The 26487-nt window shown below is 63.4% G+C and carries 20 protein-coding genes and 3 pseudogenes; 6 read left to right on the top strand and 17 right to left on the bottom strand.

The window, feature by feature from the left end; translation table 11 throughout:
- Positions 1-366: 366 nt before the first annotated feature.
- The 4 genes from ACIBG0_RS33925 to ACIBG0_RS33910 form a co-directional block, all read right to left on the bottom strand.
- Positions 367-2217: a sigma-54-dependent Fis family transcriptional regulator gene (locus tag ACIBG0_RS33925; protein WP_397038252.1), complete on the bottom strand. Its 1851-nt coding sequence runs from the start codon at positions 2215-2217 to the stop codon at positions 367-369.
- Between the two features lie 125 nt (positions 2218-2342).
- Positions 2343-3500 carry a UxaA family hydrolase gene (locus tag ACIBG0_RS33920; RefSeq protein WP_397038250.1) on the bottom strand — a complete coding sequence of 386 codons (1158 nt, stop codon included), beginning with the start codon at positions 3498-3500 and terminating at the stop codon, positions 2343-2345.
- Positions 3497-4417: a UxaA family hydrolase gene (locus tag ACIBG0_RS33915; RefSeq protein ID WP_397038248.1), complete on the bottom strand. Its 921-nt coding sequence runs from the start codon at positions 4415-4417 to the stop codon at positions 3497-3499. The genes ACIBG0_RS33920 and ACIBG0_RS33915 overlap by 4 nt, the downstream gene beginning before the upstream one ends.
- Positions 4414-4686, bottom strand: coding sequence for a UxaA family hydrolase (locus ACIBG0_RS33910; RefSeq protein WP_397038246.1), 273 nt, complete (start codon positions 4684-4686; stop codon positions 4414-4416). Before ACIBG0_RS33910 ends, ACIBG0_RS33915 begins: the two co-directional genes overlap by 4 nt.
- Positions 4687-4817: 131 nt before the next feature.
- Between ACIBG0_RS33910 and ACIBG0_RS33905 the strand changes: the two genes are divergently transcribed.
- On the top strand, positions 4818-5696 hold the full coding sequence (locus tag ACIBG0_RS33905) for a LysR family transcriptional regulator (protein WP_397038244.1): 879 nt from the start codon (positions 4818-4820) through the stop codon (positions 5694-5696).
- 21 nt (positions 5697-5717) lie between these two features.
- On the opposite strand, the pseudogene rhaD reads toward ACIBG0_RS33905, so the two are convergent.
- Positions 5718-7074, bottom strand: a pseudogene (gene rhaD, locus ACIBG0_RS33900) (bifunctional rhamnulose-1-phosphate aldolase/short-chain dehydrogenase); the annotation flags it as partial.
- 54 nt (positions 7075-7128) lie between these two features.
- Positions 7129-7542 (bottom strand): annotated as a pseudogene (locus ACIBG0_RS33895) (rhamnose isomerase); the annotation flags it as partial.
- Between the two features lie 88 nt (positions 7543-7630).
- On the opposite strand from ACIBG0_RS33895, the gene ACIBG0_RS33890 reads away from it, so the two are divergent.
- Both ACIBG0_RS33890 and ACIBG0_RS33885 read left to right on the top strand, forming a co-directional pair.
- The gene (locus ACIBG0_RS33890) at positions 7631-8308 is read left to right on the top strand and encodes a response regulator (RefSeq protein ID WP_397038242.1); all 678 of its coding nucleotides are present in this window, start codon (positions 7631-7633) and stop codon (positions 8306-8308) included.
- A gap of 215 nt (positions 8309-8523) precedes the next feature.
- The gene (locus ACIBG0_RS33885; protein WP_397038295.1) at positions 8524-9171 is read left to right on the top strand and encodes a TetR/AcrR family transcriptional regulator; all 648 of its coding nucleotides are present in this window, start codon (positions 8524-8526) and stop codon (positions 9169-9171) included.
- Positions 9172-9228: 57 nt separating this feature from the next.
- Here the strand turns inward: ACIBG0_RS33885 and ACIBG0_RS33880 are convergent, their stop codons facing one another.
- The 9 genes from ACIBG0_RS33880 to ACIBG0_RS33840 form a co-directional block, all read right to left on the bottom strand.
- On the bottom strand, positions 9229-10707 hold the full coding sequence (locus tag ACIBG0_RS33880; RefSeq protein ID WP_397038240.1) for an APC family permease: 1479 nt from the start codon (positions 10705-10707) through the stop codon (positions 9229-9231).
- A gap of 325 nt (positions 10708-11032) precedes the next feature.
- Positions 11033-13885, bottom strand: a complete 2853-nt coding sequence (locus ACIBG0_RS33875; RefSeq protein WP_397038238.1) for an FAD-binding and (Fe-S)-binding domain-containing protein — start codon at positions 13883-13885, stop codon at positions 11033-11035.
- Between the two features lie 58 nt (positions 13886-13943).
- A complete protein-coding gene (locus ACIBG0_RS33870; protein ID WP_397038236.1) occupies positions 13944-15134 on the bottom strand; it encodes a cytochrome P450 in 1191 nt (396 codons plus the stop codon).
- A gap of 43 nt (positions 15135-15177) precedes the next feature.
- Positions 15178-15630, bottom strand: a complete 453-nt coding sequence (locus ACIBG0_RS33865) for a flavodoxin domain-containing protein (protein WP_397038234.1) — start codon at positions 15628-15630, stop codon at positions 15178-15180.
- Positions 15627-16796 (bottom strand): FAD-dependent oxidoreductase, encoded by a 1170-nt coding sequence (locus ACIBG0_RS33860; RefSeq protein ID WP_397038232.1) that lies wholly within the window; start codon positions 16794-16796, stop codon positions 15627-15629. The genes ACIBG0_RS33865 and ACIBG0_RS33860 overlap by 4 nt, the downstream gene beginning before the upstream one ends.
- 87 nt (positions 16797-16883) lie before the next feature.
- Complete coding sequence (locus tag ACIBG0_RS33855) at positions 16884-17516, bottom strand: fumarylacetoacetate hydrolase family protein (protein WP_397038230.1); 633 nt, start codon at positions 17514-17516, stop codon at positions 16884-16886.
- Positions 17517-17805: 289 nt separating this feature from the next.
- Complete coding sequence (locus tag ACIBG0_RS33850) at positions 17806-19176, bottom strand: NAD-dependent succinate-semialdehyde dehydrogenase (RefSeq protein ID WP_397038228.1); 1371 nt, start codon at positions 19174-19176, stop codon at positions 17806-17808.
- 33 nt (positions 19177-19209) lie between these two features.
- Positions 19210-20841 (bottom strand): flavin-containing monooxygenase, encoded by a 1632-nt coding sequence (locus ACIBG0_RS33845; protein ID WP_397038226.1) that lies wholly within the window; start codon positions 20839-20841, stop codon positions 19210-19212.
- A gap of 152 nt (positions 20842-20993) precedes the next feature.
- Positions 20994-21890 carry a LysR substrate-binding domain-containing protein gene (locus ACIBG0_RS33840; RefSeq protein ID WP_397038224.1) on the bottom strand — a complete coding sequence of 299 codons (897 nt, stop codon included), beginning with the start codon at positions 21888-21890 and terminating at the stop codon, positions 20994-20996.
- Positions 21891-22158: 268 nt separating this feature from the next.
- Here ACIBG0_RS33840 and ACIBG0_RS33835 point away from each other — a divergent pair, with 268 nt between their 5' ends.
- From ACIBG0_RS33835 to ACIBG0_RS33825, 3 genes and pseudogenes are all read left to right on the top strand, one after another.
- Positions 22159-23139, top strand: coding sequence for a C-terminal binding protein (locus ACIBG0_RS33835; RefSeq protein WP_397038222.1), 981 nt, complete (start codon positions 22159-22161; stop codon positions 23137-23139).
- Positions 23140-23308: 169 nt separating this feature from the next.
- A pseudogene (locus tag ACIBG0_RS33830) lies at positions 23309-23443 on the top strand (CoA transferase); the annotation flags it as partial.
- A 74-nt stretch (positions 23444-23517) separates the two neighbouring features.
- Positions 23518-24192, top strand: a complete 675-nt coding sequence (locus ACIBG0_RS33825) for an aldo/keto reductase (RefSeq protein ID WP_397038293.1) — start codon at positions 23518-23520, stop codon at positions 24190-24192.
- A 76-nt stretch (positions 24193-24268) separates the two neighbouring features.
- On the opposite strand, the gene ACIBG0_RS33820 is transcribed toward ACIBG0_RS33825, so the two are convergent.
- Positions 24269-24784: an SCO family protein gene (locus ACIBG0_RS33820; protein ID WP_397038220.1), complete on the bottom strand. Its 516-nt coding sequence runs from the start codon at positions 24782-24784 to the stop codon at positions 24269-24271.
- Positions 24777-26381: a hypothetical protein gene (locus ACIBG0_RS33815; RefSeq protein WP_397038218.1), complete on the bottom strand. Its 1605-nt coding sequence runs from the start codon at positions 26379-26381 to the stop codon at positions 24777-24779. Before ACIBG0_RS33815 ends, ACIBG0_RS33820 begins: the two co-directional genes overlap by 8 nt.
- Positions 26382-26487 lie beyond the last annotated feature (106 nt).

Below are 26487 nucleotides of genomic sequence, written 5' to 3'. Positions count from 1 at the left end.
GTTGGCTGTGTGACCGCGGTAGTGCCCCCGGCTCCGCTCGAAGGCAACGTCGAGATTGCCTGGGGTTCATCCTTTTTCATATCCACCTGATCCCATCGGGATTGAATCGGCAGTCCGTTTCGGCGGAGAGTGATCCGCCGCGTCGCCGGTTTTGCTTGAGAAGAGCCGCCACGTCACACTGCAGTTACATCGCACTGAAGTGATCTACGTCTCGTACTTCGGACTGGAGGAAGTCTAAGCAGCCGCAGTAGACGCCGAACTGTCTCATTATGGGACGGACGCCTCTGAGCTATGACTTTGAGCTATGACTTTGCAAAGCAAAAAGGGCCACATGCGCAATAAGCGCAGCGGCCCGTATGCCCCATCTCAACTGAGTTCGTAACCCCTCCGACTGTAGTTTTCCATCTTCCGATACAGCGTCGACCTCCCGATTTCAAGCAGATCGGCGGCTTTCGCCCGATTGCCTCCAGCCTCGGCCAGTGCCTGGCGTATCTGCTCGACCTCCGCGGCTTCGAGGCGGCTGAGCCGCCCGCGTGCGAGAGATGCCTGGTGCGCCTCGTTCAGGTCGGAAACACATACCGTTCCCGTTGTGTTGCGCAGAGCGGCCGTGGTCACGACCTCGCGCAGCTGCGCGACGTTGCCAGGCCATTCGGCATTCGCCAATGCAGTTAAGAGTCTGCCACTGCACACTTGCCGCGCGCCGGCGTCCGAGGATCTCAGAAAATACGCGACGAGCAGCGGTATGTCATCGCGCCGCGATCGCAGGGGCGGTAGTCGTAACTCGATGGGCACGGTACCGATGGCATCGGTGAAAAATCCGGCATCCATCTCGTAGGCGGTCACAATGAGCATTCCCCGATCCGCGGCCGCCCGAAGCGCGTCCCGCGTGTGTTCGAGAACGTCGAGCGAAATCTGATCGAAGTTTTTTGCGACGACAGTCTGGCCGACGGCAAGCGCGGCGTCCATTGCAGCTGCGCGCTCCCAGGCATTCCCCGAATCGGCAGGACCACATTCGATCACCGCCACATCCTGTGTCGCAGCCATCAGACGAGCAAGGTGAGTGCGACCTGCGCCTCGCTGACCAGTCAGACACACCGCGACACTCTGCGTCATCGCGGCTACGGCCGCCGCCTTCAGCCGACGCACCACGGCGCTGGCTCCGATGAAGTCGTCGAGCAAGGCCATCGAGGCCGCCGCCGGCAACACTGCGGAGCCGGCGATCGCCGACTGGGCCGTAATCTCATACAACCGCATCACCGCACCGACCACCTGTCCGTCGATCGTCACCGGTTTCACGTTGACCGTCAGCATCCGGCCGTCGGAGAGTGCCACAATCTCCTCCCGCACCTCGCCGAATGCGTCCACCTGCCGTGCGATTCCGGACAGGACCGCGAAGTCACTGTTAGACAGCATCTCTTTCGCCCGGTTACTCGCGATCGTCGTACGGCCGTCAATCGCAACGACGGCAGCACCGCCACGCAGTCGGGACTCACGTGTATAAGCCCGGAGAAGGGCCTGCTCACGGAAGGTCAAGCGATCGGACACGCGGCGTCCGATTTCACCAGCCGCCCACTCCACCGGTAGGGCGAGCGCTCCGGGTGCCGAAGACAGAGCAATTCGCTCAGGCACCATCAGCGTGAGCACCGCGACGACCCGGTTGCGCAGGCCATCGAAGATCGGCGCGGATGTGCAATACGTTCCCTGCAGGTCCTCGGCATAGTGCTCTGGCCCCCAAACCTGCACCATCCCGCCCTCTTCGAGCGCGGTGCCGTCCGAGTTCGTGCCCGCGAACTCCTCTGCCGCAGCCATGCCGATCACAGCCGCGTGCAAATCAGCCCAACGGAGCGCTACCGAATCACCCATGCGCAGCGCATGCACCCCTGAAGCATCCGATAGCAGAACGCAAGCCCCGGTGTCCTGCGCCATGTCGTCGAGCCGCTGCATGATGGGCGTTGCAATTTGAAGGAACGGAGCGTCGAGCCGGGATTCACGTACCTCTGTCCGCAGCACTTCGGGATCAACCAGACAGGCCGCACTGCGCCGCCACGACCGTTCGATCACCTCGCGGACCCCTGTCAATTCAGCATTGCCCGGGTCGGACAGGAACTGCTCGCGCAGCGCACGCTGCCGCGCCAGCGATACAGAGGTAGGACGCGCCCGAACCAATTCAGCACCTTTCGTGCGGATCGGACCGCCGGGGAGGATCAGCTCCGTCATCTTGTCAATCCTCCGACTTCTGTCGGGCCTCAGAAAGACCCGTATCGATACTTGTCCGGCGCATAGGACACATACGTCGCGTCACTAACCTATGCTTCCCGCGAACCCTGGTCCCATCCCGATTATCACGCTCCGGTCGGTCTGATGAAGCTGAGCGCGAATTCGTGATTGCCTCGCAACTCGGCCTTGGTGAGACGGCCTGAGGCGACCTCGATGAGCTCGTCCAGTATGCGCTGGCCGATTACCTCGATTGGCGTACCTGCGAGGACCGTACCTGCATCGATGTCGATCAATTCCGGAAGCCGTTGCGCTACATCGGAATTCGAGCTGATCTTCAAGCACGGTGCGATCGGGGACCCGGTCGGGGTGCCCAGACCTGTCGTGAATGCCACAATCTGTGCGCCCCCGGCCACCATCGCCACCATCTGCTCGATGTCTTGGCCCGGCGTATCCATGATGTACAGGCCCGGCGCCGAGGGACGCTCGGCATACTCGACTACACCGCTGATCGGGCCTGTGCCGCCCTTGCGGGCGGCACCCATCGACTTCTCTTCAATGGTCGTGAGACCGCCAGCGATGTTGCCGGGAGCCGGCTGGCTACCGAGCAGATCTACACCGATTCTGGCTACGTCTTTCTCGAATCTCGCGACTACCTCGATGATTTGCCGTGCCACCGCCTCGGTGACGGCACGCTTGGCCAGGAGATGCTCGGCCCCGAGTAGCTCGGTGATCTCGGCGAGGATGGATGTTCCGCCGGATTCGACGAGACGATCACTCGCCACCCCCAGCGCCGGATTCGCGGTAATGCCCGAGAAGGCGTCGGAGCTGCCGCATTCGAGTCCCAGACACAGCGTCGAAAGCGGTGCTGGCTGGCGGACGGCAGGAACCTTCTCCACCAACAATTCGGCTAGGGCATCCTTCGCGGCCGTCTCCAGACTGTCGAAAGTGCCGGCCCGGTCCAGCCGAACGATGCGATGCGGCTTCTGTGCGTCCGCCAACGCCTGCCCGAACAGCTCGACTTCGTCACCGATTCCCAGAATCAGCGTCGCGCCGACGTTGGGATGCGTGGCGAACCCCAGCAAGGCAGCCAGCACGCGCGCCTGGTCCGCGTGGCCTCGCGGGCTATCCCACTCGTGCCGGAGCGCGATGACTTCTCCGGTCGCGGCGTCAGCGACGTCCACGGCGATCTCGCACAGTGCCGCGTGCACGGGTACTACAAGCGTGTGGTCGCGGTACCCCCAGCGACCGTCTGGCCGCAGGAACCCCATCAGTTCGGTCTTCACATCGTCCTCAGCAATCGTGGAATAGCAAAGGTGGTGGAGTTCCGCAGTTCGGATTTCGCCGGAACGCCTGAAAAGACGTCGAGCACGGCGGCCCAGATGTCGACAGCGGCCTCGTCAGCAGCGATGTCGAACTCGCCGGGAATAGCCGCGTGCAAGCCTCCGGCTGCGGCGACACCGACGACCGGAACGAGCGCGATCGATGACGGCGGTTGGTTCTCCGCCGGGAACTCGACGATCACCTGCGGGCGGCAGGACGCCACCGCAAGTACGCGCGCACTCTGGGCACCGGGATCCTTCGCAAGCACGCTCAGTGAGGATGATCCTGGCTCACTACCCACTGCCAAGGGGGCGGGCGGTTCCGAGAGCCCGGACAAGTCGGCGTCGTCGGACCCGGCGAGAACGACCCTGGCGCCGCGCGCGACGGCATGTGCCACTAGGTCTGCAAGTCGGTCGTCCTTGCGATCGGCGACGATGCCGAGCGTCAAGGCACTCGCATCGGCGGCGTCTCGTTCGATGGCGTCGGCCAGCGCCTTCAGTCTCCGCGCGATACGAATGCCTTCCTCCCGCGCCGCTGTACTTCCGCCCCTGTCTTGGATGCCGACAAAGTGCGGATCCCGGCCGTGCCGCACGATCTCATCGACGACGGACCGTCCCTGAACGGTCTCGCATCCGAGGCTGACGACCAGCGACTGGGCCACATTCGGTGAGCTCGCCAGTCCCGCGAACAGCGCCCGGGTTTGCACGATGTCCTGCCCGATATGTCCGCAGCCGTGCTGATGCGCCACCGCCGTCGCGCCAGCGGCCTCGGCGATTTCAGCTGCGACGAGGGCCGAGCACACCACAGACGGGAGCACGAAGACGTGATTTCGGGCGCCCGGTTGCCCCTGCGTGCGGGGATAGGCGTTGATCTGGGTCATCGAGGGCAACCGGGCAACCGCTTGCTGATGACGTTATGCACGTGCACGTGCTCGCCGGATGCAATGTCGGAAGTGGCTTCGCCGACCGGCTCGCCGTAGCGGATGATGTCGGCACCCCGGGTTATCGCGCGCAACGCCACCTTGTGTCCACGCGGCACGTCGCTGCCGATGGTCAGGCGGATATCGTGCGTGCTCGTCACCTCGCCGCTGCGCAGATCGGTAACAGCGATCGCAACGTTGTCGCGGTCGTCGAGTAGGAGCAGTTTCATATGTCTCAGTCTCAGTGCTGCTGCCAGCCCTCGGAAACCACCAATCACTAACGGAGTCATTAGCTACGCTGATCATCCGGTAGCCTCAGCGCATTCGACAATGGCACGTTTTCACTGACAGGAGCCGATACGTGCAGTTCCGGCAGTTGGAGACCTTCATCTGCATCGTCGATGCGGGCACGCTGACCGGCGCTGCCCGGCGGCTCTACAAGACCCAGGGCGCCGTGTCGCAGGACCTGAAGTTGCTGGAGAACGGCCTCGGCGTCCAGCTCCTCGACCGGACAGGCCAGCGGGTCAAACTGACGGCGGCGGGTAGCGCTCTGCTGCCGATCGCCCGGCGCGTAATGAGCGACATCGCCGACGCGACGTTCGAAATGGAATGCATTCGTACCGGTCAAAATCCGGTCATCCGCCTCACATGCCTGCCGTCGCTAGGCCCACGTTTATGCCGACTGATGGCCGACTACACCCGTGGGCATCCAGGCACTCGGTGGTCGTTGGTCACGTCGCTGCGGGGTGCGATGATCACAGGTCTGCGCGACGACCAGTTCGATCTGGCCATCTGTGAAGGCTACGCCGACGAAGGCATCGTCAATATTCCCCTGATGCGTGAAACGTTGCACCTCGTTATGCCGCATGATCATCCACTGATAGGAAAGGCACCGCTGCGCCCCGCAGATCTTACGGATATGCCCTATATCGGGCTACATCGACGCTTGGGTGCGCTGCTGGAAGCGCAACGTTTCTTCTCGGCCGGCGAGGCCTACCCGACCCCGGTCGCCGAAGTCGACACCACCCAGCTAGTTGCCGAGCTTGCCGCCGGCCTCGCTGGCTATGGGTTCATCCCCGACTCGGCCATTCCTAAGGACGGGTTCCCTCTCGTCACTGTTCCGACCGATCCGCCGCTCACACGACAAATTTCGCTCGCCCGATCCGCCAACCGCAGCATTCCGCCCGTTGTGGAAATGTTCATCGATTACCTCATTGCCGCATGGCATGCGGATTCGTGATGAAAGTCCTGCAGTCCACTCAGCCGCGGCCTCGTCGCCATCGAGATCGGCGACGACAACGCAGGCGCCTTCGGCCGCCAAGCGCTCCACGATCGCCTTGCCGATGCCCGAGGCGGCACCGGTCATCAGGGCGATCCGCGTGGCCAGGGGTTTGGGTGCGGGCATCCTGGCCAGCTTGGCCTCCTCGAGTGGCCAGTATTCGATCCGGAACTTCTCGGCCTCGTCGATCGGGGTGTAGCGGGAAATGGCCTCCGCGCCACGCATGACGTTGATCGCGTTGAGGTAGAACTCGCCGGCCACTCGTGCGGTCTGCTTGTCCTTGCCATAGCTGAACATGCCCACACCGGGGATGAGCACAATGGCCGGATCCGCGCCGCGCATCGCCGGTGAATCGGCGGTGGCGTGACGCTCATAGTAGGCGCGATAGTCCTCACGGTAGGACTCGTGCAGTTCGAGGAGCCGGGCGCGGCATTCGTCGATGCTCGCCGCGGCGGGAAGATCGAGCACCAGCGGTTTGACCTTGGTACGCAGGAAGTGATCCGGGCAGCTCGTACCGAGTGCGGCCAGCCGCGGATGCTGTGTGGCGGCGAGGAATTCCAGCACCGGTTCGGCGTCGGTGAAGTGCCCGACCTGTCTTCTGTCGTGGAGACCAGACCCCGCAGGAACGGGGCAAGCGCGGCGGCCTTGGCGCGGCGCTCGTCCACCGGCAGCGGCGCGTATCCCGGCAGTGCGGGACCGAATGACGTTGGGCGACCGTGCATCTCGATGAGTTGTCGCGCGGACGTGATGATCTCGAGCGAGTGCGCTTCCGCTTCGTCGGAGGTCTCGCCCCAGGCGGTGATGCCGTGACCTCCGAGGATCACGCCGATCGCCTGTAGGTTGCGCTTCCTGATCGCGGCGATGTCCAGTCCGAGCTGGAAGCCCGGTCATCGCCAGGGGACCCAGATCACGCGATCGCCGAAGATCTTGCCGGTGAGTTCGGGTCCGTCGGCCGCGGTCGCCAGCGCGATACCGGAATCGGGGTGCAGGTGATCGACGTGCGCGGCTTCGATCAGACCGTGCATGGCGGTGTCGATCGACGGCGCGGCCCCGCCGCGGCCGTGCAGGGTGTAATCGAGCGCGGCGACCATCTCGTCTTCGCGATCAGGCCCCGGGTAGACCTCGGTCAAAGCGCGCAGACGGTCCGGCCGCAGCACGGCCAGTCCTTGTTCAGCGCCGAAGCCCTTGACCCACATCAGATCCACGGGCCCGCCGGTGACGGGATCGGTGCCGGCGCCTTTGGCTGAGGTGTGTTGCCGCCCGCGTAGTTGGTGTTGTTCGGATTCGATCCGAGCCGGTTCGACCGGGCGACCAGCTCCGCAATAACGGTGTGCGACATGATGGGTTTTCCTCGATTCAGTTCACGCTGAGTTCGGCAGTTCGCAACGAAATATCAAGCGCCCCAGACCGATTGAGCGCCACCGACACGTTCGGCGGCGATCTGCCGCTGGTAGCCCGACGCCGCGAAAGCCGCCACGGGGTCCTCGGGCAGACCACGATCGGCGCGCCAGCGGGCAAGCCAGGGGCGAACATCGGTGTAGAAGGCATCCATGAACACCGCGTTGGCTCCCAGCACGTCGCCGGATTCCTGCGCCGCGGCCAGCGCCTCGGTGTCGACCAGTGCCGCGCGGGCAGTCATCTCCTGCACGTTGAGTACCGATCGGATCTGGCCGGGGATCTTCGCTTCGATGTTGTGGCATTGGTCGAGCACCAGCGCTACGTCGGAGTCAGGATCGAGGCCGCCGCCGCGGATCACTTCGAAAAGGATCCGGAACAGCTGGAACGGGGCGGCCACGCCGACAATGAGCGGTAGCAGGTGGCACTCTCCGCGCGGAAGCCACCCTCGACGGGCACTTCACCCTGCACGCCGACCTACCAGCACCTAAGGCTATGGAATGACCATCCGGGTTCTGCTCGCCGACGACCAGGCGCTCATTCACGCCGGCTACAAGATGATTCTCGACTCCGAACCCGATATCGAAGTAGTCGGTGAGGCGGTCACCGGGCGCGACACGGTGCACCTGGCCCACACCACTCGCGCCGACGTCGTGCTGATGGATATTCGCATGCCCGACGTCGACGGCATCGAAGGCACGCGGCTCATCGCGGCCGACGAAAACCTCGTCGGCATCCGGGTGCTGGTACTGACGACATTCGAAAACGATGACAACGTCCTGCTCGCCCTCCGCGCGGGAGCCAGCGGATTCCTCGGAAAGAATGCCGGACCCGACGAACTGATCAACGCCGTGCGAGTCGTCGCCGCCGGCGATGCCCTGCTTTCTCCGAAAGCGACCCGCGGACTGATCACGCATGTCCTCGATCGACCCGATGCCTCCCCGCCGCAGGGCTCCGAGGTACTCGAGCTTCTCACCGACCGTGAACGTCAAGTCCTCGTGCTCGTCGCCCACGGCCTGTCCAACGACGAAATCGCCACACGCCTGTTTGTCTCTCCCCTGACCGCCAAGACCCACGTCAACCGCACGATGACCAAACTCGGCGCGCGTGACCGCGCTCAACTTGTCGTCACTGTCTATCAGAACGGACTTGTGCGCCCCGGCGATGCACAACCGTGAGGGAGGACGGATCGGGCAGCGACGCAGCACATCTAATAGAGCTCAGGAACGACGGAATCGCCGCTGCCTGAAACTGATTCCACAGCTGGACTATCGAGCCACTTGGTGGCCCGTGCGATTTCGGACGAACAGTGTAATCTCCCTGTGAAAGGCGCACCTGTGCCATTCGCATGTATTCAGGTCGTGCGCTACCGGCCCGACCATGATGGAGGGTGATGGTACAGCCGCTGTTCACGCAGGCCGCCGATGTGTTCCGGCGTCACCTCGACAAGTACGACTGGTCGGATCAGAGCCCCTCACGTCGCCATATCTTGCAGGCATTTCTTCGCCTGGCAACCGCGAACGGGTTCAACTCGGTGTCCATGCGGATGATCGCCCGTGAAGTAGACATCAAGGCGCCCAGCATCTACGCGCACTTCCCCGAGGGGCGGGACGAGATCGTCGCCGAGTCGCTACGCTGGCATTTTCACCGATTCGGAATCGCGATTCTGGAGGCCGTCGACCAGTCCGAATCACCAGAGGCTTCCTGGGACGCCATGGTTCGAGTGCATCTGACTCGTCAACTGCGGTTGCCCGAGAGCAATCTCTGGGATTTGCTGGTCGCGACCGACAAGATGGTGCACAACCTGCCGGCGGACGTGCGGACGGAAGCAGATCAATGGGTGGATCTGTATGAGCGGATGTACCGTGCGGCGGCTGCCGATATGGGAATCGAATCACCCGACGAGACGGTTCGAATTGTCATGGCGCTCTTGGAAAGCGCCTCGCGGTGGTCCGCCTGGAATGGCGATGACAAGGAGTTGCCGCGGCTGGCGGATCGAGCCGTCGCGCTCACGCGGTCGATACTCGACCTCGCACGATAGTCGAGGGCGCCCGTATCCCCTCATCGAATACGGGCGCCCTCGGCGGGTTTGCGGTCGCTACAACTGCTGGCGGCCGATGCGTTGGTAGACATCGGGTTTCGTTGCCCGCAGGATATAAGCGACTACGACACCCGCGATCGGCAGAATGAAGGTGAGGCCCAAGAAGAGCGCGGTGATCAGGCCGGTGTCACCGAGCAAATCCGAGTAGTTCGCGACCGCCAGCACGGTGACGACCCCGAGACCGATGACGGTCAATACCGGCGCTATCAACGTCTTCCACAGCGAGTCGGCGTCGTCCCCCCGGTTCTTGCGCAAATACACCACCACGGAAACGCTCGTAGCCAGCATGAGCAGCAAGACCGCGAAAGTTCCGCTGCCACTTGCGATCGGGTAGAGCTTGTCCGGTCCCACGCCGATGGCCGTGAACAGCAGCACGGCGATCGCCCAGACCCCACCCACCAGTGCTGCCGATACGAACGGCGAGCGGTGCCTCGGGTGCACCTTCCCGAGGAAGGTGGGCAGCACACCATCGGCGCCGAGCGAGAAAAGGTACCGGGCCGCCACATTGTGGATCGAGAGGACCGACGCCAGGATGGATGTCATCAAGAGAATTGTCACGATGTCGACGACAATCTTTCCGGTCAAATTCAGCAATGCGGAAGTGAACATTCCCGCGGTGTCGTTGGTCGCGGCGTCCTGGACCTTATTCGCGCCGAAGAAGGCGATATAGGCCCAGGCCGCGATCGCATAGAAGACGCCCACACTTACTACCGCGATGTACGTCGCCAGGGGAATTGTCCGGTCAGGGTTCTTGACCTCATCGCGGAAGATCACCGTCGCCTCGAAGCCGAGGAAGTTGCCCACCACGAACAGCACGGCTAAACCGAGATTCGAGTCCGAGATGTGCGGCAACGCGAACCCTGCTCCACCGGCCCCGGCAGGTTCACCGTGCACGAAGGCCGCGACATCGAATACCACGACCAGGATGACCTCGAGCACCATGACCGCTGTCAGCACTTTCGCCGACAGATCGATCCGCCGATACGCCAATGCTGTTGTCACGGCGACGAGTCCGAGTGCATACCAGTACCAAGGAATGTGCGGGCCGTGGAGGTTGTCGACAACGTAGCTCTGGATGGTCACCGCGAAAAACGGTGGCGCGAAGAAACCGATCGCCGTGTATCCGAATGTCGCCAGGAACGCACCGCCGAGCCCGATCGGCCGACCGAGGCCCGCCGTGACGAAAGCGTAGAACCCACCGGGATTCTGCACTCGCCGGCCCATCGTGGTGAACCCCACCGAGAACAGCACCAGCAGAATCGTTACGAGCATGTAGATCGCCGGTCCGGTGTGGCCACTGAACATCAACAGCACCGGGATGAACCCCGCCACTGTCGCGAGCGGTGCCGAAAACGCGAGCACGCTCATCACGAGTTCACCGACGCCCATATTGCCGCTCAGGCGGTCGGAGTGTTTGCCCGAGCCGACTTCCTGCATTTCACCACTAGCGGAGAATTCCGCTCTCTCTGTCGTCACAGCTATTTCCTTCGAGCTCCCCCGCACGGTTACTGGGGATAGATTCAAGATTGATCGTAGGCCTTCGTTGCCTACATCACAGTGATTGGGACGGTACCCGCATCACACCCTGCCGAACAGGGCGGATTGATGCGGAAAGTTCGTGCGATTATTGCGCCGATCGCAATGCCGTCACAATTACTTTCGCACGCTCATAAACTAACGAGTCGATATGACCGCAGCGTTTCGCCAATATGTCAATGCAATTCGAAGTACAGGTACTCTTGATGCAAGAAAAGCCCCGCGTCAGCAGGGCTCTTCGTCAACCACAAATACGAGAATCGGCCTAGGTTGTGAGTCGTCCTGACAACAGCTCGGCCAGATGACCCGCGCGCCGATCGGTGAGGTGGTCGATTTGTGTACGACACGAGAATCCGTCCGCCAGGACCACTGTCGTCGACGATACCGCGCGCAGAGCAGGAAGCAACTGCGTTTCGGCTACCGCCACCGACACGTCGTAATGACCACGTTCGGCTCCGAAATTGCCGGCGAGACCACAGCATCCGCCGACCGCGGTCACTCGAGCGCCGGCTCGCTTCAGCAATGCCCGGTCGGACTCCCATCCGAGGACGGCATGATGATGACAGTGCGGCTGTGCCAGCACCTCTACGCCCGTGAGATCTGGAAGCCGATAGTCCTCGTCCGAGATGAGCAGTTCCGCAAGGGTTTTCACAGCTGCGGCCACCTCGGCCGCGGCCGGGGAGTCAACCAACTCGGTCAGATCGGAACGCAGCACGGCGATGCATGACGGCTCGATTCCTATGACGGCCATGCCCTGACTCACGTAAGGATGCAACGCGGCAACGGTCCGTTCCAGCTTCCGTCGTGCGCTGTCCAACTGACCGGTGGAAATCCAGGTCAACCCACAGCACACGGTGCTCGATGGGAGGTGTACGCGATATCCGGCTGTGTGGAGTATCTCGAGCAGCGCGGTCGCCACCGCCGGAGTGAAACTGTCGGTGAAGGTGTCGGCGAAGAGCACGATGTCCTTCTTCGCCGAGCTTTCCAACGTCGCTCGCTGGCTTGCCCGCCAGGCGGATCGCTGCGCGGAGTCACCGATCGCGGGAATCGAACGGCGGGAGTCGATCCCGGCTATCCACGCGATTGCGGGATGCGCCGCCCGCACGCCGCTGAACCAGTTCACGAGCCTGGGCGCGCGGCGGGCGAAGCGCATCCACAGCGGGAGGCGACCGAGCGAATAGTGGGACCGCGGTCGCGCGCGGCCACGATATCTCTCGTGCAGTACTTCGGCCTTGTAGGTCGCCATGTCGACGCCGGTGGGGCAGTCGGACTTGCAGCCTTTGCAGCTCAGGCACAGGTCCAGTGCTTGAAGCACTTCGGGTGATGTGCGGCCCGCAGGGCCCAGACGCCCGGTGACCGCGTCCTGAAGGACACGCGCACGCCCTCGGGTCGAATCCTGCTCGTTGCGCGTCGCCTGGAAGGATGGGCAGATCACGGTGGACGCCGAGGAATCAGGGGCCACACATCGGCCGACACCCGTGCAGCGGTGCACCGCACCGAACAGATCGTCCGCGTCGTTCGGGTACGCGAAGGCCAGCGGAGTTCGTCGCGTCGGTGCCGGAAGGTATCGGACATCCGCGGACGCCGCGACCGGGTCGACAATGATGCCGGGATTCATGAGGCCGGCAGGATCGAAGTGATGCTTCACCGCCCGGAAGAGGTCGATCGCCTCGGGCGAATACATATGGGCGAGCAGCGAACTCCGCGCGCGGCCGTCGCCGTGCTCGCCGGACATCGAGCCGCCGTAGGAGCCAACCAGCCTCGCGGCCTCGTCGAGGAAATCCTCGTACCGCTGCCTGCCCCGGCCGTCCTCGAGCTCGAAATCGATGCGCACATGCACACATCCATCGCCGAAGTGCCCGTACGGGACACCGGTCAGGCCATAGTTCGAGAGCAGATCCTCGAAACGCACCAGATAGTCGGCGAGGTGTTCCGGCGGTACGGCGGCGTCCTCCCACCCGGCATGCGCGGGACGCCCACTCGGCGTCCGTGCCACCAGCCCCGAGCCGTCCTCGCGGATCTTCCACAGCGCGGCCGCCTCCGCCGCCGAGGCGACCAGACGCCAATCCAATGCGCCGCTGACCGATGCGATGGCCGCGACCATGCCTTCGAGTTCAGCGCGATCCTCACCCGCGAACTCGACGAACAACCACCCTGTGCCCCGCGGCATTTCGGGAACCGCGCCGGGGCGCAGCGCTCGCACGACATCGGTGATCCTGCTGTCGAGTCCCTCGCAGGCGATCGGCGAGAACGCCAGAATGGCGGGTACGGCGGCGGCTGCCGCGACCATGGTGCCGAACCCGAGTACTCCCATCACGCGGTGGGTCGCATCGGTGACGAGGCGAACGTCCGCTTCCACCACCACGCCGAGCGTGCCCTCCGACCCGACGAGCATTCTGGTGACGTCGAACCGGTTCTCGGGCAGCAGCGCGTCGAGCGCGTACCCCGACACCTGGCGACCGAACCGCCCGAACTCGGTTCGAATTGTCGCCAGCGAAGCCATCACCGTGGTGCGCAGCGAATCCAGCACCGGCGAAGCGGCGGGTTCGGCCGGCGCCAGACTGCCCAGCCGCAGGTGCTCCCCCGCGGCCGTGATCACATGCAGGCCCTTGACGTTGTCGCTGGTGCGGCCATAGCCGAGCGCCCTCGACCCGCAGGCGTTGTTGCCGATCATGCCGCCGATCGTGCACCGCGAATGCGAGGAGGGATCCGGGCCGAACCGCAATCGGTGCGGAATCGCACTTCGCTGCAGGGTCGCGTGCGCGACGCCGGGCCGCACCCGCGCGGACTTCGACTCGGGATCCACCTCGAGGACGGCATCGAGGTACTTGCTGTGGTCGAGGACCAGTCCGGTTCCGATCGCATTGCCCGCGATGGAGGTTCCCGCGCCTCTGCTGGTGAGGGGAACGTTCTTGTCCGCGCATTCGGCGACGATGGCGTCGACATCGTCGATGCTGCGCGGAAATACGACTGCCCCGGGCGAAACACGATAGACGGACGCGTCCGACGAGTACAGCGACCGCACGAGTGGGCTGTCATCGATCCGGACGCCGCGCGCCGACAATGTCCGCACCACTGCGGCGATGTCGGCAGCCTTCAGGTTGGGGCGAGGCTGCACGTCGAGTACTCCTTCGTGGTTCCGGAACCATTGGGCTCCAGGTCGTTCGGCCGGATCCTCAATGCAGGATGACGGGAAGCTTCTCGAAGACGACGAGGCGGTCGGTCCGGATCTCGATCGGATCCCCCGCCAGTTCCACCCGGTCATAGCGCTCGGCCACGACGGTGAGGATGGCCTCGACCTCCGCGAGGGACAGCGCTTTGCCCGCGCAGGTGTGCGGACCGAGGCTGAAGGTGAGGTGGCGGCTGGCCTCGTTTGGCCGTTCGTAGTCGAATTCGTCCGGGTTCTCGAAGATCTCCGGATCGCGGTTGGCGGCCCCGATCGGAAACTTCACGCACGATCCGGCCGGAATCCGCACACCGCGGATGTCGATGTCCTCGGTGGGAAACCGCGTGATGATCAGCTCGACCGGGTACATCCGGGCCAGTTCGTCGACGAACTTGCCTCGGATGTCGGACTTTTCACGATAGGCGGCCATCAGGTCCGGTCGTTGCGCGAAGAGCCTGAACGCCGCGCCGATGAGATACGCGGGATTGGGGCCACCCGACATGTGCAGAATGACGGTGGTCTCGAGAACCTCACGCCAACTGAGTTCGCCGCGCCCATGGGCGGCGAGCAGCTCGTCCACGAGGCCTGAGCCCGGATTCCGCTGCTTCGCGTCGAGGTGCCGCTCGGTCTCGCCGAACATGAACTCGAGTCCGGCGACCGACTTCTCGCGGGTGCCTTCGACCGGGTCGGTCGCATTGATGAGCATCGCGTCCCACAACGCCCAGAACATCGCCTCGACATGGCCTTCGGGCATGTCGAGAATCCGGCACATGGTGTCGTGCGTCGGCCTCACACCTAAATCGAAGTGGGCGTCGACCACTTCGCCGGCGGCCAGCTTGTCGAGTGTCGCGTTGAGCGATGCCCGTGTGGTCTCGAGATACTGGCTGATCAACTTCGGCGTGAACCACCGGTTCGTCAGGCGGCGCATCCGAGTGTGCTGCGGAGGGTCGAGCGACAACACCGTGTTACCGAATGCTTCCCACGGATGTGGTCCCCGCGGCGCGGGTTCGACGATGCTCATGGACGGCAGGCGACCGAAGTGCATCGTGTCGTCGTATCGGGTCACGACGTAGGAGCCCTCCGGTGCGCGATGGACCGGATCGATGCGGCGGGCGCGCTCGTACCAGGGATACGGATTCGCGCGGAATTCCGTGGTGTTCCAGGGAAATAGGATCTCGGTGTTGTCGAATTCGACGCTCATGACAGTTCTTTCGTCTCGATGGCCCGGCAGCGGAACGGTCAGTTCAGGCGGGGATGCGATCCATCAGGGAGCCCGCCCAGGTCGAGGCGAGATCGTCGGCGGGTTCGCCGGACGCGGCGTCGTGCTTGGCCGTCTCACCGATTTGCCGGGCGCCCAATGCGATCAGCACTCGATGGAGTGTCTCGATCCCGTTGTTGAAGGTCTCGTAGACGCTATCGCCCAGCCCGAACGCGCCGAAACTCAGGCCGCTGAGGTCAGGGCGTTCCCTGAGCAGTGCCTCATGGAACAAGGCAGCGCTTTCGGGTAGTTCACCTTCGCCATAGGTCGAGGTGATGACAACCGCCAGGCGCATGTCGGCGAGCCCGGGTACCAGACTGTCGGAGAGTTCCGCGATCTCGGTCTCGAATCCTTCGCTCTGCAGCGTAGCCGCGATGTCGTCGGCCACCATCTCGGCGTTACCGGATTCCGTGCCGAACAGGATGTGAATCGTGGTCATGGCGTGTCCCTGGATTCGGCCGCGGCAAGCAGTTCGTCGCGGGTGGTGAACTTGGTGCGGCAGCGCCCGGGACGTGCGCGGCGCGTCTCGGCCTCCTCTATTCGCTTCCAGCCCTCGAAGGTGACATGGTTTGCGGGCAGCAGGGATTCGAGAGCATCGGGCCCGGGCAGGGGACGCTTCCGCATCAGATAATCCGCAAGCGTCTGGGCCGCTGCCGTGGCGAGCTTCCGGTTCTCGGCCAGATTCCCCAAGCGCCCGCTCGCAGAACCGCCCACCCGGAAGACGTTCGAGGACTGGTCGAATTGCTCGCCCAGCGGCGAGGCGTCCTCGAATCCGACAGCCGAGATCACCGTGTCCACGGTGTAGTGCTGGGGCTTCGATGGGTTGATTCGCTCGTGGGTAGCTACCCGTGTTCTGTTGCCGTCCGTGGTGATCGAGTGCAAGACCTGCTCGAATCGCACATCGACGAGGACCGAACCTTCGCCGCGATTCGCGTCGGGGTCGAAAGGCTTCCCATCGAACCGCAGATCAACCGACTGGACCGATGCGAGCTCATGGATCATGGCGGGCTCCCATTTCGCATCCTCGCGCCGACTGCGGCCGATGATATGAATTGCTTTGATACGACCAGGAAGCAGCGCTTCCCGTGCGGCGTCGTCGATGTCCGACGACAGCAATTCGGCCGACGATTTGGTCAGCAGGCGGGCGACGTCCACGGCGACATTCCCGGTGCCGATGACGGCGACCTCCTCGCCGAGGTCCGGCACACCGTCGCCCCTGTGCCGCAATGCCGCGTCCGGATCCGAATTGAGCAGGCGGAGCAGGGAACCGGCGCCGAGCACCCGGGCGGCCGGGTCTTGGGGTACGCCGAGGCCACGGTCCTGGGACAGTCCCGTGGCGAGGACGACGGCGTCGAAAGTCTCGGACAGGACCGTCATCGGCAGGTCCTCGCCGATGACGGTGTTTCCGACGAAGCGAATCCCGTCCTGCGCGAACAGCCGGTCGAATTGACGGTGAACGGCTTTGGCTCCTTGATGATCCGGCGCGATGCCGTGGCGGATTAGCCCGTACGGCGTTGGCAGGGAATCGAATACGGTGATCCGAACCTGCGGCATGCGTTTGCGCAGCGCCTGGGCCGTGAAGCATCCGGAAGGACCGGATCCCACGATTGCCACCCGGTGTGGCGGTTCGGTCTCGAACTGCGGCTGCGCAATTGGTTGGCGAGCGATGTTCATGGCGGTTACCCCTACGCGTCACACGACTACGTTGCGGAGAAGCCCGATCTTCTCGATCTCGACCTCGACGGTGTCACCGGGTTGCAGCCACACCGGAGGTCGGCGCTTGGCGCCGATGCCCTCCGGTGTTCCGGTCGCGATGATGTCGCCGGGACTCAGCGCCAGGAACTGGCTGATATAGGACACAATCCGCGCGATCGGGAAGATCATGTTCTTGGTGTTGGAACCCTGCACCTGCAAGCCATTGACACGGGTGCTCAGGTCGAGCGACTGGGGATCGCCCACGTCGTCGAGCGTGACGAGCGCGGGGCCGCATGGAGTGGAACCGTCGACCGCCTTGCCCGCCAGCCACTGGGTCCCGCGGTACTGCAAATCGCGGGCGGTGATGTCATTGAAAACGGTCAGCCCGGCGATATGGCCGAGTGCGTCGTCCTCGGCGACCCGGCGACAATTCCGACCGATCACGATCGCGAGTTCGCCTTCGAAGTCCAGGTTCACCGAGACGTCGGAGCATGCGATGCCGTCGTGCGGCCCGATGAGGCTGCTGGCGAACTTGGCGAAGATGTCGGGGTGGCTCGGGAACTCCCGGCCAGTTTCGCCCACGTGGTCGGAGTAATTGAGGCCCACGCAAAGCACCTTGGCCGGATCCATGATCGGCGCGCCGAGTTCTATGACGTCAATCGTGCCAACGGGTCGCGCTGAGGACTCGTCCAGCCACTCCGCAAGGGCTCCGGAGAGCGCGGGCAGGCGATCTCCGTTGGCCGCGAGGAAGTCTCGCATGGACCCGAACCTGGCGTCCGCGATCGCACCACTTGCGGACAACGTATCGTTGAGCCCGAATATGTTGTCCCCGTGCTGGATTCCGGGTATCGGGCCTTCGCCTGTCAGATATGTGACGAGTCGCATGAAATGCCTTCTGTCAGAGTAGCTATCGGGTGGGCTACGCGATGCGCAGCAGCTTCTTGTTGGCGAACTCGTCGAGGCCGAGCCGACCGAGTTCACGGCCGATGCCCGATGCCTTGACACCTCCGAACGGAAGACTCGGCTGACTGCGGATCAGGGAATTCAAGCCGACCATGCCGACTTCGAGCCGATCGGCGATGTCAGCGGCCAGCTGCGGATCCGAGGTGAAGACCGCCGCACCGAGACCGAATCGGGAGTCGTTCGCGACGTTGATCGCTTCCTCCGCCGAATCGACCTTGTACAGGACCGCCACCGGCCCGAACAGTTCCTCGCCGTAGGCACGCATATCCTTGGTCACGCCGGAGAGCACGGTCGCCGGGTAGTAGGCGCCCGCCCCGTCCGGCACCACTCCCCCGGCATGGACTGTCGCGCCCTTGGCGACGGCGTCCTCGACCTGCTCGGCCAATTCCGCACGCCCTGCGAGGGAGGCCATCGGCCCCATCTTCGTGGCTCGATCCAGCGGGTCACCGGTGGTCCAACCCTGCGCGCGTTCGACGAACGACGTCAGGAACTCGTCCCAGATCGCGCTGTGCACGATCATCCGCTTCGACGAGGTGCACGCCTGACCGGCGTTCGAGAAGCGCCCTGTCTCTGCAAGATCCAGCGCGTGCCCGAGATCCGCGTCGGGCAGCACGATGAACGGATCGGACCCGCCGAGTTCGAGTACACACTTCTTCAGGTGTTTGCCTGCCTGCTCGGCTACGATCCGCCCCGCCTGTTCGGAGCCGGTAAGCGAAACGCCGTGCAGTCGGGGATCGGCGATCAGATTCCCGATCTGGTCCGAGGACACAAGGAGGTTCTCGTAGACTCCGGCCGGGGTTCCGGCGTCTCGGATCATGGACTCGATGAGCAAGCTGGTCCCGGTGCACGATCGCGCGTGTTTGAGCAGAATCGTGTTGCCGAGCAACAGGTTCGGAGCGACGAAACGCGCGACCTGATACAGCGGATAGTTCCAGGGCATGATGCCCAGGATCGGGCCGATGGAGCTCGTGCGGATCAGTGCCCGGCCTCCCCCGGCGACTTCTAGTTCCTCATCGCGCAGCAGGCTGGGGCCCTTTTCCGCGTAGTAGTCGAAAATCGATGCGGCGAGCCCGATTTCACCTTCGGTCTGGCTGACAGGCTTGCCCATTTCACTCGCCACCGCCTCAGCCACCTGAGTCTTACGCTGTCGGTGGAGTTCCGCGATACGGGAGAGCAGCGCCGCACGCTCGTGCAACGAGGTTCGCGACCACTTGCCATGGGCGTCGGCCGCGCGAGCCAAGGCCGACTGGGCATCGGCGTCCGACATCAGCTCGTACTGTGCGAGATTGGCGCCGGTACGGGGGTTCACGGTGTGATATGTAGTCATTCTCAATCCTCTGGGGGGCCGTCGGAATCGCAGTCAGACCGCGGCGGGAACATGGATCTGGTAGCTGGGGTATCCCTGCTCGGCTTCCGATTCGGCGATCTCGATGTACTTGTCCAGGCCACCAACGAAGAAGTTCGCGGTCTTCGTCTTCCGTTTTCCGGGGATGTTCGATCCGAAGATCCACGAACCGGTTTCCAGGAACAGCGAGCCCTTCAGTTCGTCGAGACAGGTTCGGAGCCAGGCTTCTTCGGCCTCAGGCCGGAGTTCGATCGAAGCGCCGGGTGTGTCGAGCACGCTGCCGATAGCCCGGCTGATCCATTGGGCTTCGAGGCCGATCGCGGGCGGCAGATTAACGAACGGGCCGTTCGGGCCGAGCACCATGAACATATTGGGAAATCCGGCGACGGCCACTCCGAGATGGCTGCGCGGGCCCTCATTCCAGTGCTCGCGCAGCGTCTTTCCACCGCGGCCCCGAATCTCGACGCCTCGATAACTGCCGTCGACAGCGTCGAAACCTGTTGCGAGCACCAGAACGTCGAGCTCGTGCAACATGCCGTCCTCGGTAACGACACCCGACTCGGTGAACTCCCTGATCGGTGTCTCCTTGAGGCTGACCAGCCTGACGTTCGGCTGGTTGAAGATCTGGTAGTAGCCGGAGTCGCAGATCGGGCGGCGCGCGAAGGGCTCCCACGGAGTGAGCCTGCGGGCGGTCTCCGGATCTTGCACGATCTGGGCGATCTTGCGACGAATGAAGTTGGCGGCCTCCTCGTTCGCTGCCCTGTCCGAGGTCACATCACAGAAGGTCTCGTTCGTGAAGGTGTAATTGCCGCCCTTGTTCCAGGCCCATTCGAAGATCTCTTCGCGCACTTCGGGGGCCACGCCGAGGGTATTGCGCGTGGTCTCCTCGGCGATGCCGAATCCGATCTTGACGTGCGCGAACTCCGCCCACCTCTCCTCGCAGGTGTTCTTGAAATGCTGCAGCTCCTCGTCGGTCCACTCCCGGTTACCGGCGGGCACGGTGTACTGCGGGGTGCGCTGGAACGAGGTGAGATGACGCACGACCTTCGCGGCCTCGGTCATGAATTGCACTCCGGTGGAACCGTTTCCGATCACACCGATGCGCTTGTCCGCGAGATCGAGGTCAGCGGGCCAGTCTGCCGTGTGCACGATGCGCCCCTGGAAGGACTCGATACCCGGGAAGTCCGGCACGTTGACCCGTGACAGCAATCCCAATGCGGTGACCAGGAATCGTGCCCGGAACGCCCCCTTGTCGGTCTCGATCCACCAGGTCTGCGACTCCTCGTCGAATACCGCGCTGCGCAGCTCGGTTTCGAGCCGGAAGTGATCCCGCAGCTTCCAGAAGTCCACCGCGTCCTCGAGGTACCGGCGGATTTCCGGACCCGTGGCATACCTGGTCTTCCAGTTCGTGACCTGCTCCTGGTAGAGCTCCTTTTCGAACGGGAGCTGATACATGAAGCTCTGAGTGTCCGACAGCGCGCCCGGATACCGGTTCCAGTACCACGTGCCCCCGATACCAGGTGCCTTGTCGATGACGACGGCCTCGAGTCCGAGATCGGCGGTCAGCCTGCGCAGGGCCATGATTCCGCCCATGCCGGCTCCGACGATTACCGCGTCGACCTCCCGCACCTGATCATCGTTACCCATTTCGAACTCCTTTATTGCACTGCGGATAATTACCGATTTCGGCCGCGCACGAGTTTTCAGATAGAGCGTGGAATGACACCCTTATTGAGAGGCGACTCTACGTGTGAAGTAAATCGATATCCAGGTGTCGTTGATGCGAATGCAGTCGGCGACTATTTCCGGTTCAGCAATTGTCCGAGCGCAGTCTTCACCACCGGGCTGTCCACCGGATCGCGCCAGGCCGCACGCAGGTGGACATCCGGAACCCGTTCGACATCGGCCGGCGCGAGCGGAATGAAAACGACATCGGGGTTGACATTGCATAGACCCACCGAGGCCAATGCGAGATGACAACCGACTCCGGCGCTGACGAGCGCAATGCACGCCTGAGTGTCCGGAGCGAATTGCACATTGTCGATGACGGTTCCGTAGGCATATCCGAGCCGCCAGAGTCGATCGGTGGTCACCGACCCCCACGCGTAGGGCAGCGAGACGAAGGATTCCTCCATCACCTGGGCGAACGTGACCGTGCCCGCAGCGGCGAGCCGGTGGGTTCGCGGCAGCGCGACGGACAGCGAGTCGGGCATCAGCACGCTCGTGGACACGCCCGGCGGCAGTTGATCCCATCGCCCGAGCCCGACGTCTATCTTCCCGTCGACGAGGTTCCGCATCACCGGTCGCGAAATCGACTGGGACGACAGCTCGAGGCGAATGCCGGGATGCTCGCCACGCATGTCACGCGCGAGGGCAGCGACGAACGGGTGCGCCGCGACGCCGGAAAATTCCACCCGGACCGCACCCGTCTCGCCCGACGCGACCGCGCTGACCGTTTCGGCGGCGCGTCGCACTGCGGCCAGCACCGCACGGGCCGGCTCGACGAGCGCCGCACCGGCGTGTGTCAATGCCACCGTCCTGGTGTTTCGATCGAACAAGCGCGCATCCAGCTCGTCCTCGAGGCTCTTGATTGTCCTGCTCAGCGGCGCTTGCGCCATGAAAAGCTGGTCTGCCGCGCGCCCGAAGTGCAGGTGTTCGGCCACGGCCAGGAACGCTTCCAACTGCCGGATGTCCATGACGCCTCCTGGTACTGCGTCCCGCCAGCCTAGCCTAACGCACGTTAGTTAGTAAGGTGATGTGATGAGCGTCCTCGCACGGCAGGGCGAGACTGATCCAGAATTGTCAGCGCAGTGGATCTAATTCGGAAATAGACTCCATACGGTCGGCGACGCCATTGACATCGACTCACCCGCGCTCCTACGTTCGAGCATGATTTCCACGATGAACCACATTCGCGGCGCAGCACGGTCGACAATTGCGCACGCGTAACGATAAGAGGGCACAATGACGCGCAGTGACGCCTGCGAAAACTTGCTAACCGATCCCAGTCGATTGGGTACGATCCTCATCGCGCCCCATCAATTTCCAGCAGTCGAGCGAGAAAGGGAACTCGCGAAGGAATTCGGCATGGAGATCGTTGTCGCCCCGGATTCCGATTCGTTTCATGCGGCCATCCCCGACGCCGCGTTGGTGTTGGTGACGCCCTATGCGAGAGTGGAGGCGGAGGATTTCACTGCAATGAAGCGGTGTGTGGCCGTGATTCGTTATGGAATCGGATACGACAACATCGACGTCGAGGCGGCGCGCGCCGCCGAGATCCCGGTCGCGATCGTCCCCGGGGCCGCCAGCGAGGAAGTCGGTTCACACGCCTTCACCATGGGTCTGGCCCTGGCCCGCAGGATCCCGGCAGGTCAGGCGTCCATCGCACGCGGCGCCTGGGCGGGGAGCGTCGGACTCGATACGCCTCGGTTCTCCGAACTCGATGTGGCCGTGATCGGCATGGGCCGCATCGGTCGACGGGTGGCCGATTGGTACGCCGCGATCGGCGCCAACGTCCGCGCCTACGATCCTTTCATCAAGTTCGATACGGTTCCTGCGGCTCCGCTCGAGGAATTGCTCGAGCAGTCCGACGTTGTGTCCCTGCACATTCCGCTCACGCCCGAGACGCGGCACTTCATCTCGGCTGATGTCCTGCAGCGCATGCGCGAGGGCTCGGTGATCGTCAATGTCTCGCGTGGCGGCCTGATCGACGAGTACGCACTCGCGGCCGCGCTGCACTCCGGACACATCGCCGGGGCCGGGCTCGACGTCTTCAGCCAAGAACCATTACCCGCAGCGCATCCGCTGCGGGATGCGCCGAACACCATCATGACACCGCATGTGTCCTGGCGGTCCAACCGCGCACTCGAAACCCTCCAGGACGGCGTCGTCCAACGGTGCCGACAAGCGCTTACCGGACAACCGATTTCGGATCTCGTCACCTAATGGCCGCCCTCCGCGTTCCCGATCTCGCCCGCCGCCGCGCCAGAAGCCTCGACCCGGTCTCCCGCCTCGCCGCCAATTCAACCGTCGCCGGGCCAAGTCGGTGACGATGTCGTCGAACGTTCCGTCCTCAGCTCGCACCTCACCCGCAACGCATTTGCGCTGATTACCTGGCATGGCCTTCTACGACACCTACGAAACCGCCGACGGCAAATACATGGCGGTCGGCGCGATCGAACCGCAGTTCTACGCGCAGCGGCTCGCGGTGCTCGAGTTCGACCCGGAATACCTGCCCCAGCAGAACGACCCTCATGGAGTCCTCGCGGGCCGCCGGGTTGGTGACGTCGTTCGCGCCGATGACCAGGGCGACACCCCGACCATATCCGCGAGGTCGTCGACAACAGCCTGCGCAATCTCGGCGTCGACCACATCGACGTGCTCTACCAGCACCGCGTCGACCCGAACGTGCCCATCGAGGATGTCGCCGGGACCGTGAAGGAACTGATCGAGGCGGGCAAGGTCACCTACTTCGGCCTGAGCGAGGCCGGACCGCAGACGATTCGCCGCGCACACGCGGTTCAGCCGGTATCGGTACTGCAGACCGAATACTCGCTGTTCGAACGCGATGTCGAGCAACTGTTCCCGACCCTCGAGGAACTCGCCATCGGCTTCGTCGCCTACTCCCCACTCGGCCGAGGCTTCATCACCGGCGCCGCCAAGCCCGCCAGCGACTACGACCCCACCGACATGCGCAACACCGATCCTCGTTGGCAACCAGGCAACTTCGAGAAGAACATCGACGCCGTCCGCCGACTCGGCGACCTCGCGGCCACCAAGGACATCACTGTCACACAACTCGCCCTGGCCTGGCTGCTCACCCGCAACGAACACATCGTGCCCATCCCCGGCACCCGCAGCCCCCGACGCGTCGAGGAGAACACCCACGCCGCCGACCTAACCCTCACCAATTCCGATCTCGCCGCGATCGACGAGATCCTCCCCACCGGCGGCTACGGCGCCCGCTACGTCGACCACTTCCTGCCCACCTGGATCTGAACCGGCCAGCGACGCCCGGCCCGAATCCTTAGACCAGATGGCACGGATTCGGGTCGGGTTACGCCGTTCCAGTCGGCTAGCGGAGGATCGCGGTCAGGCGTGTGACCAGTTCGTCTTCATCAACAGCGTCGGTGAAGTGCGCCATATACGCACCGTCCGGATCGAGGACATAGGTGAACGCTGAATGGGGCATCTGGTAGCCGTCCGGATCCTCGGGATCGCCGACAACCGTCGAGAACACGCGGAAGGAATTCTTAGCCGTCTCGATTTGCTCGGCCGACCCCGTCAAACCGGTGAACCGCGGATAGTCGGACGACAGGAACCGCTTCATCGCTGCGGGTGTGTCTCGCTCCGGGTCCACCGTGATGTACAACGGCTGAATCCGTTGCGCCAGCGCGCCCAGACGGTCGAGCACGCCAGACAGACGGTTCAGTGCTCGAGGACAGACCATCTTGCAGTGCGTGAAGCCGAAGAAGACCAGGACGTATTTGCCGCGGTAGGTCCTGTCGGTCACCTCGCATCCGTCATGGTCGACGAGATCGAACGTTCCGCTGACAGCGGGCCGCGCAAGGTTGGTCGGCGTCTCATTCATTATCTGATCCATTCAGTGCGGAGACCTCGAGTTCGAAGGCTCGCGGTTCGCCAGCGGGCACCCGGATCATGATCCCGTTCTCGACGCGATCGATGTCGATTCCCGACGTATCGGGCGGCGATGCTGAGACGGGCTTCCCCGCGCCGCCTGTCGCAACCACGACACCGTGTTCCCACAATGACCAGGACGCCCTGTCCGCGACATTGCCGAGAACGATCGAGCCGTTGCCGTCCCGCTCCGCATGACGCTGAACCCGGAAGGTCAGTCTGCCCGAGTCAGGCGCGAACCACGCCTGACTGACCGCGATGTCACCGGCGACATCCGTCAGCGCGGGCTCGGTGAAATGTGTTGCCCCCCAGGGCTCGTTGTACAGCTTCCACAAACCGTCCGGCACATTCAACCGCGCATATCCCAGCAAAACGTTGCCGGCAAGCGGCTCGACCACGGTGCGGTTGCCATTTTCGTCAGACGGCCTATCGTTCCGCGGATAGTACAGTCCACCGTCACGCCATGTCGGCTTCATGAACCGATCAGCATGGGCCAGCAATCCGTTCAGTGTCTCCTCGTCACCCATCTCGGACGCCCACGCCGTCACCCACCCGAAATCGCACGTGTCGTTGACCACCGTCCGACCCATGACTTCCATCGCGGGCGCCGAGCGCACCGATTTCGTCCCGTGCGGACCGTCGACCAGTAGGTCCTTGACCTGCTGAGGATAGTGGGTGTGGACGAAATCCCTGTTCCACATATTCATCAATGTTCCGCAAAAGGCATCGATCCAAGGCGTCGTCGGCTCGTTGGGAATGACTGTGCGCGAGTCCTGGGCGACCAACATGTTGTAATGCCCGCTCGAATCGAGCCGACCCAGCTCCGACCAGGCCTGCTCGTAGCTTCGCGTCACTTCCGCGGCCACGTTTTCACCGGTCACGAGATCGTGCATACGGAATCCGAGGATCGCCGGCTGGTTGCAGATCTGAAAAATACAGTTGGGCTCGCACGCGACACCGAGATAGCCACTCTCGACCATCTGCCAGTAAATATGATCGTTGAGAGAGTTCTCGTCGTACTCGAATCGTTTCGGCTCGCCGCCCCAGAAGAAGGACCAATAGTCGAAGGTGAGGGCACCCGGCCGCGCGTAACGGTCATCACCGAACAGATGGTGATACATCAGCGCTGTGGACTGGACATAGGCGCTGTACATGATGTTGTCACGGACGACCGGATTCCACTCTTCTTTGTATGTGTCCACCAGGTGCGCATTGAAGAGCAGCCCACCACGACTGGAGTCGCGCCAATACATCCACACCTCAGGCATGAGCAGCTTGTCTATGAGCCTCTCGAAGACCGGTTTGAAGACGCCCGGTGCGTTCGGCAGCCGATGGACGTGAGTCAGTGCCAATGCGTAGGCCATATAGGCCAGCTGGAATCGATAGCCGCCGAAATCGTCCTGCCCGTTTGCCTTACCTTGCATCAGGGACCAGTCGTTCGGCAACTGCCGGGACAAGTTGTCGAAATGCCGTATATGTCCGAGCTGCTCGGCGCTCAGAACCGTGTCGGCGACGGTACTGCTTTGCTCTTGTGACTTGATGTGGTGCATTCTGCTGTACTTTCTTGCGCAGCCCGGTGACCATGCCGCGACTTGGTGGAGCCTGGATCTTGCAGGAGTCTTCCCTCAACCGGTGTCCGAGAGAACATCCCGGACC

The sequence above is a fragment of the Nocardia sp. NPDC050630 genome, assembly GCF_044457245.1.
In the GTDB taxonomy this organism is placed as follows: domain Bacteria; phylum Actinomycetota; class Actinomycetes; order Mycobacteriales; family Mycobacteriaceae; genus Nocardia.
This window is presented reverse-complemented; position numbering and strand designations above follow the sequence as displayed.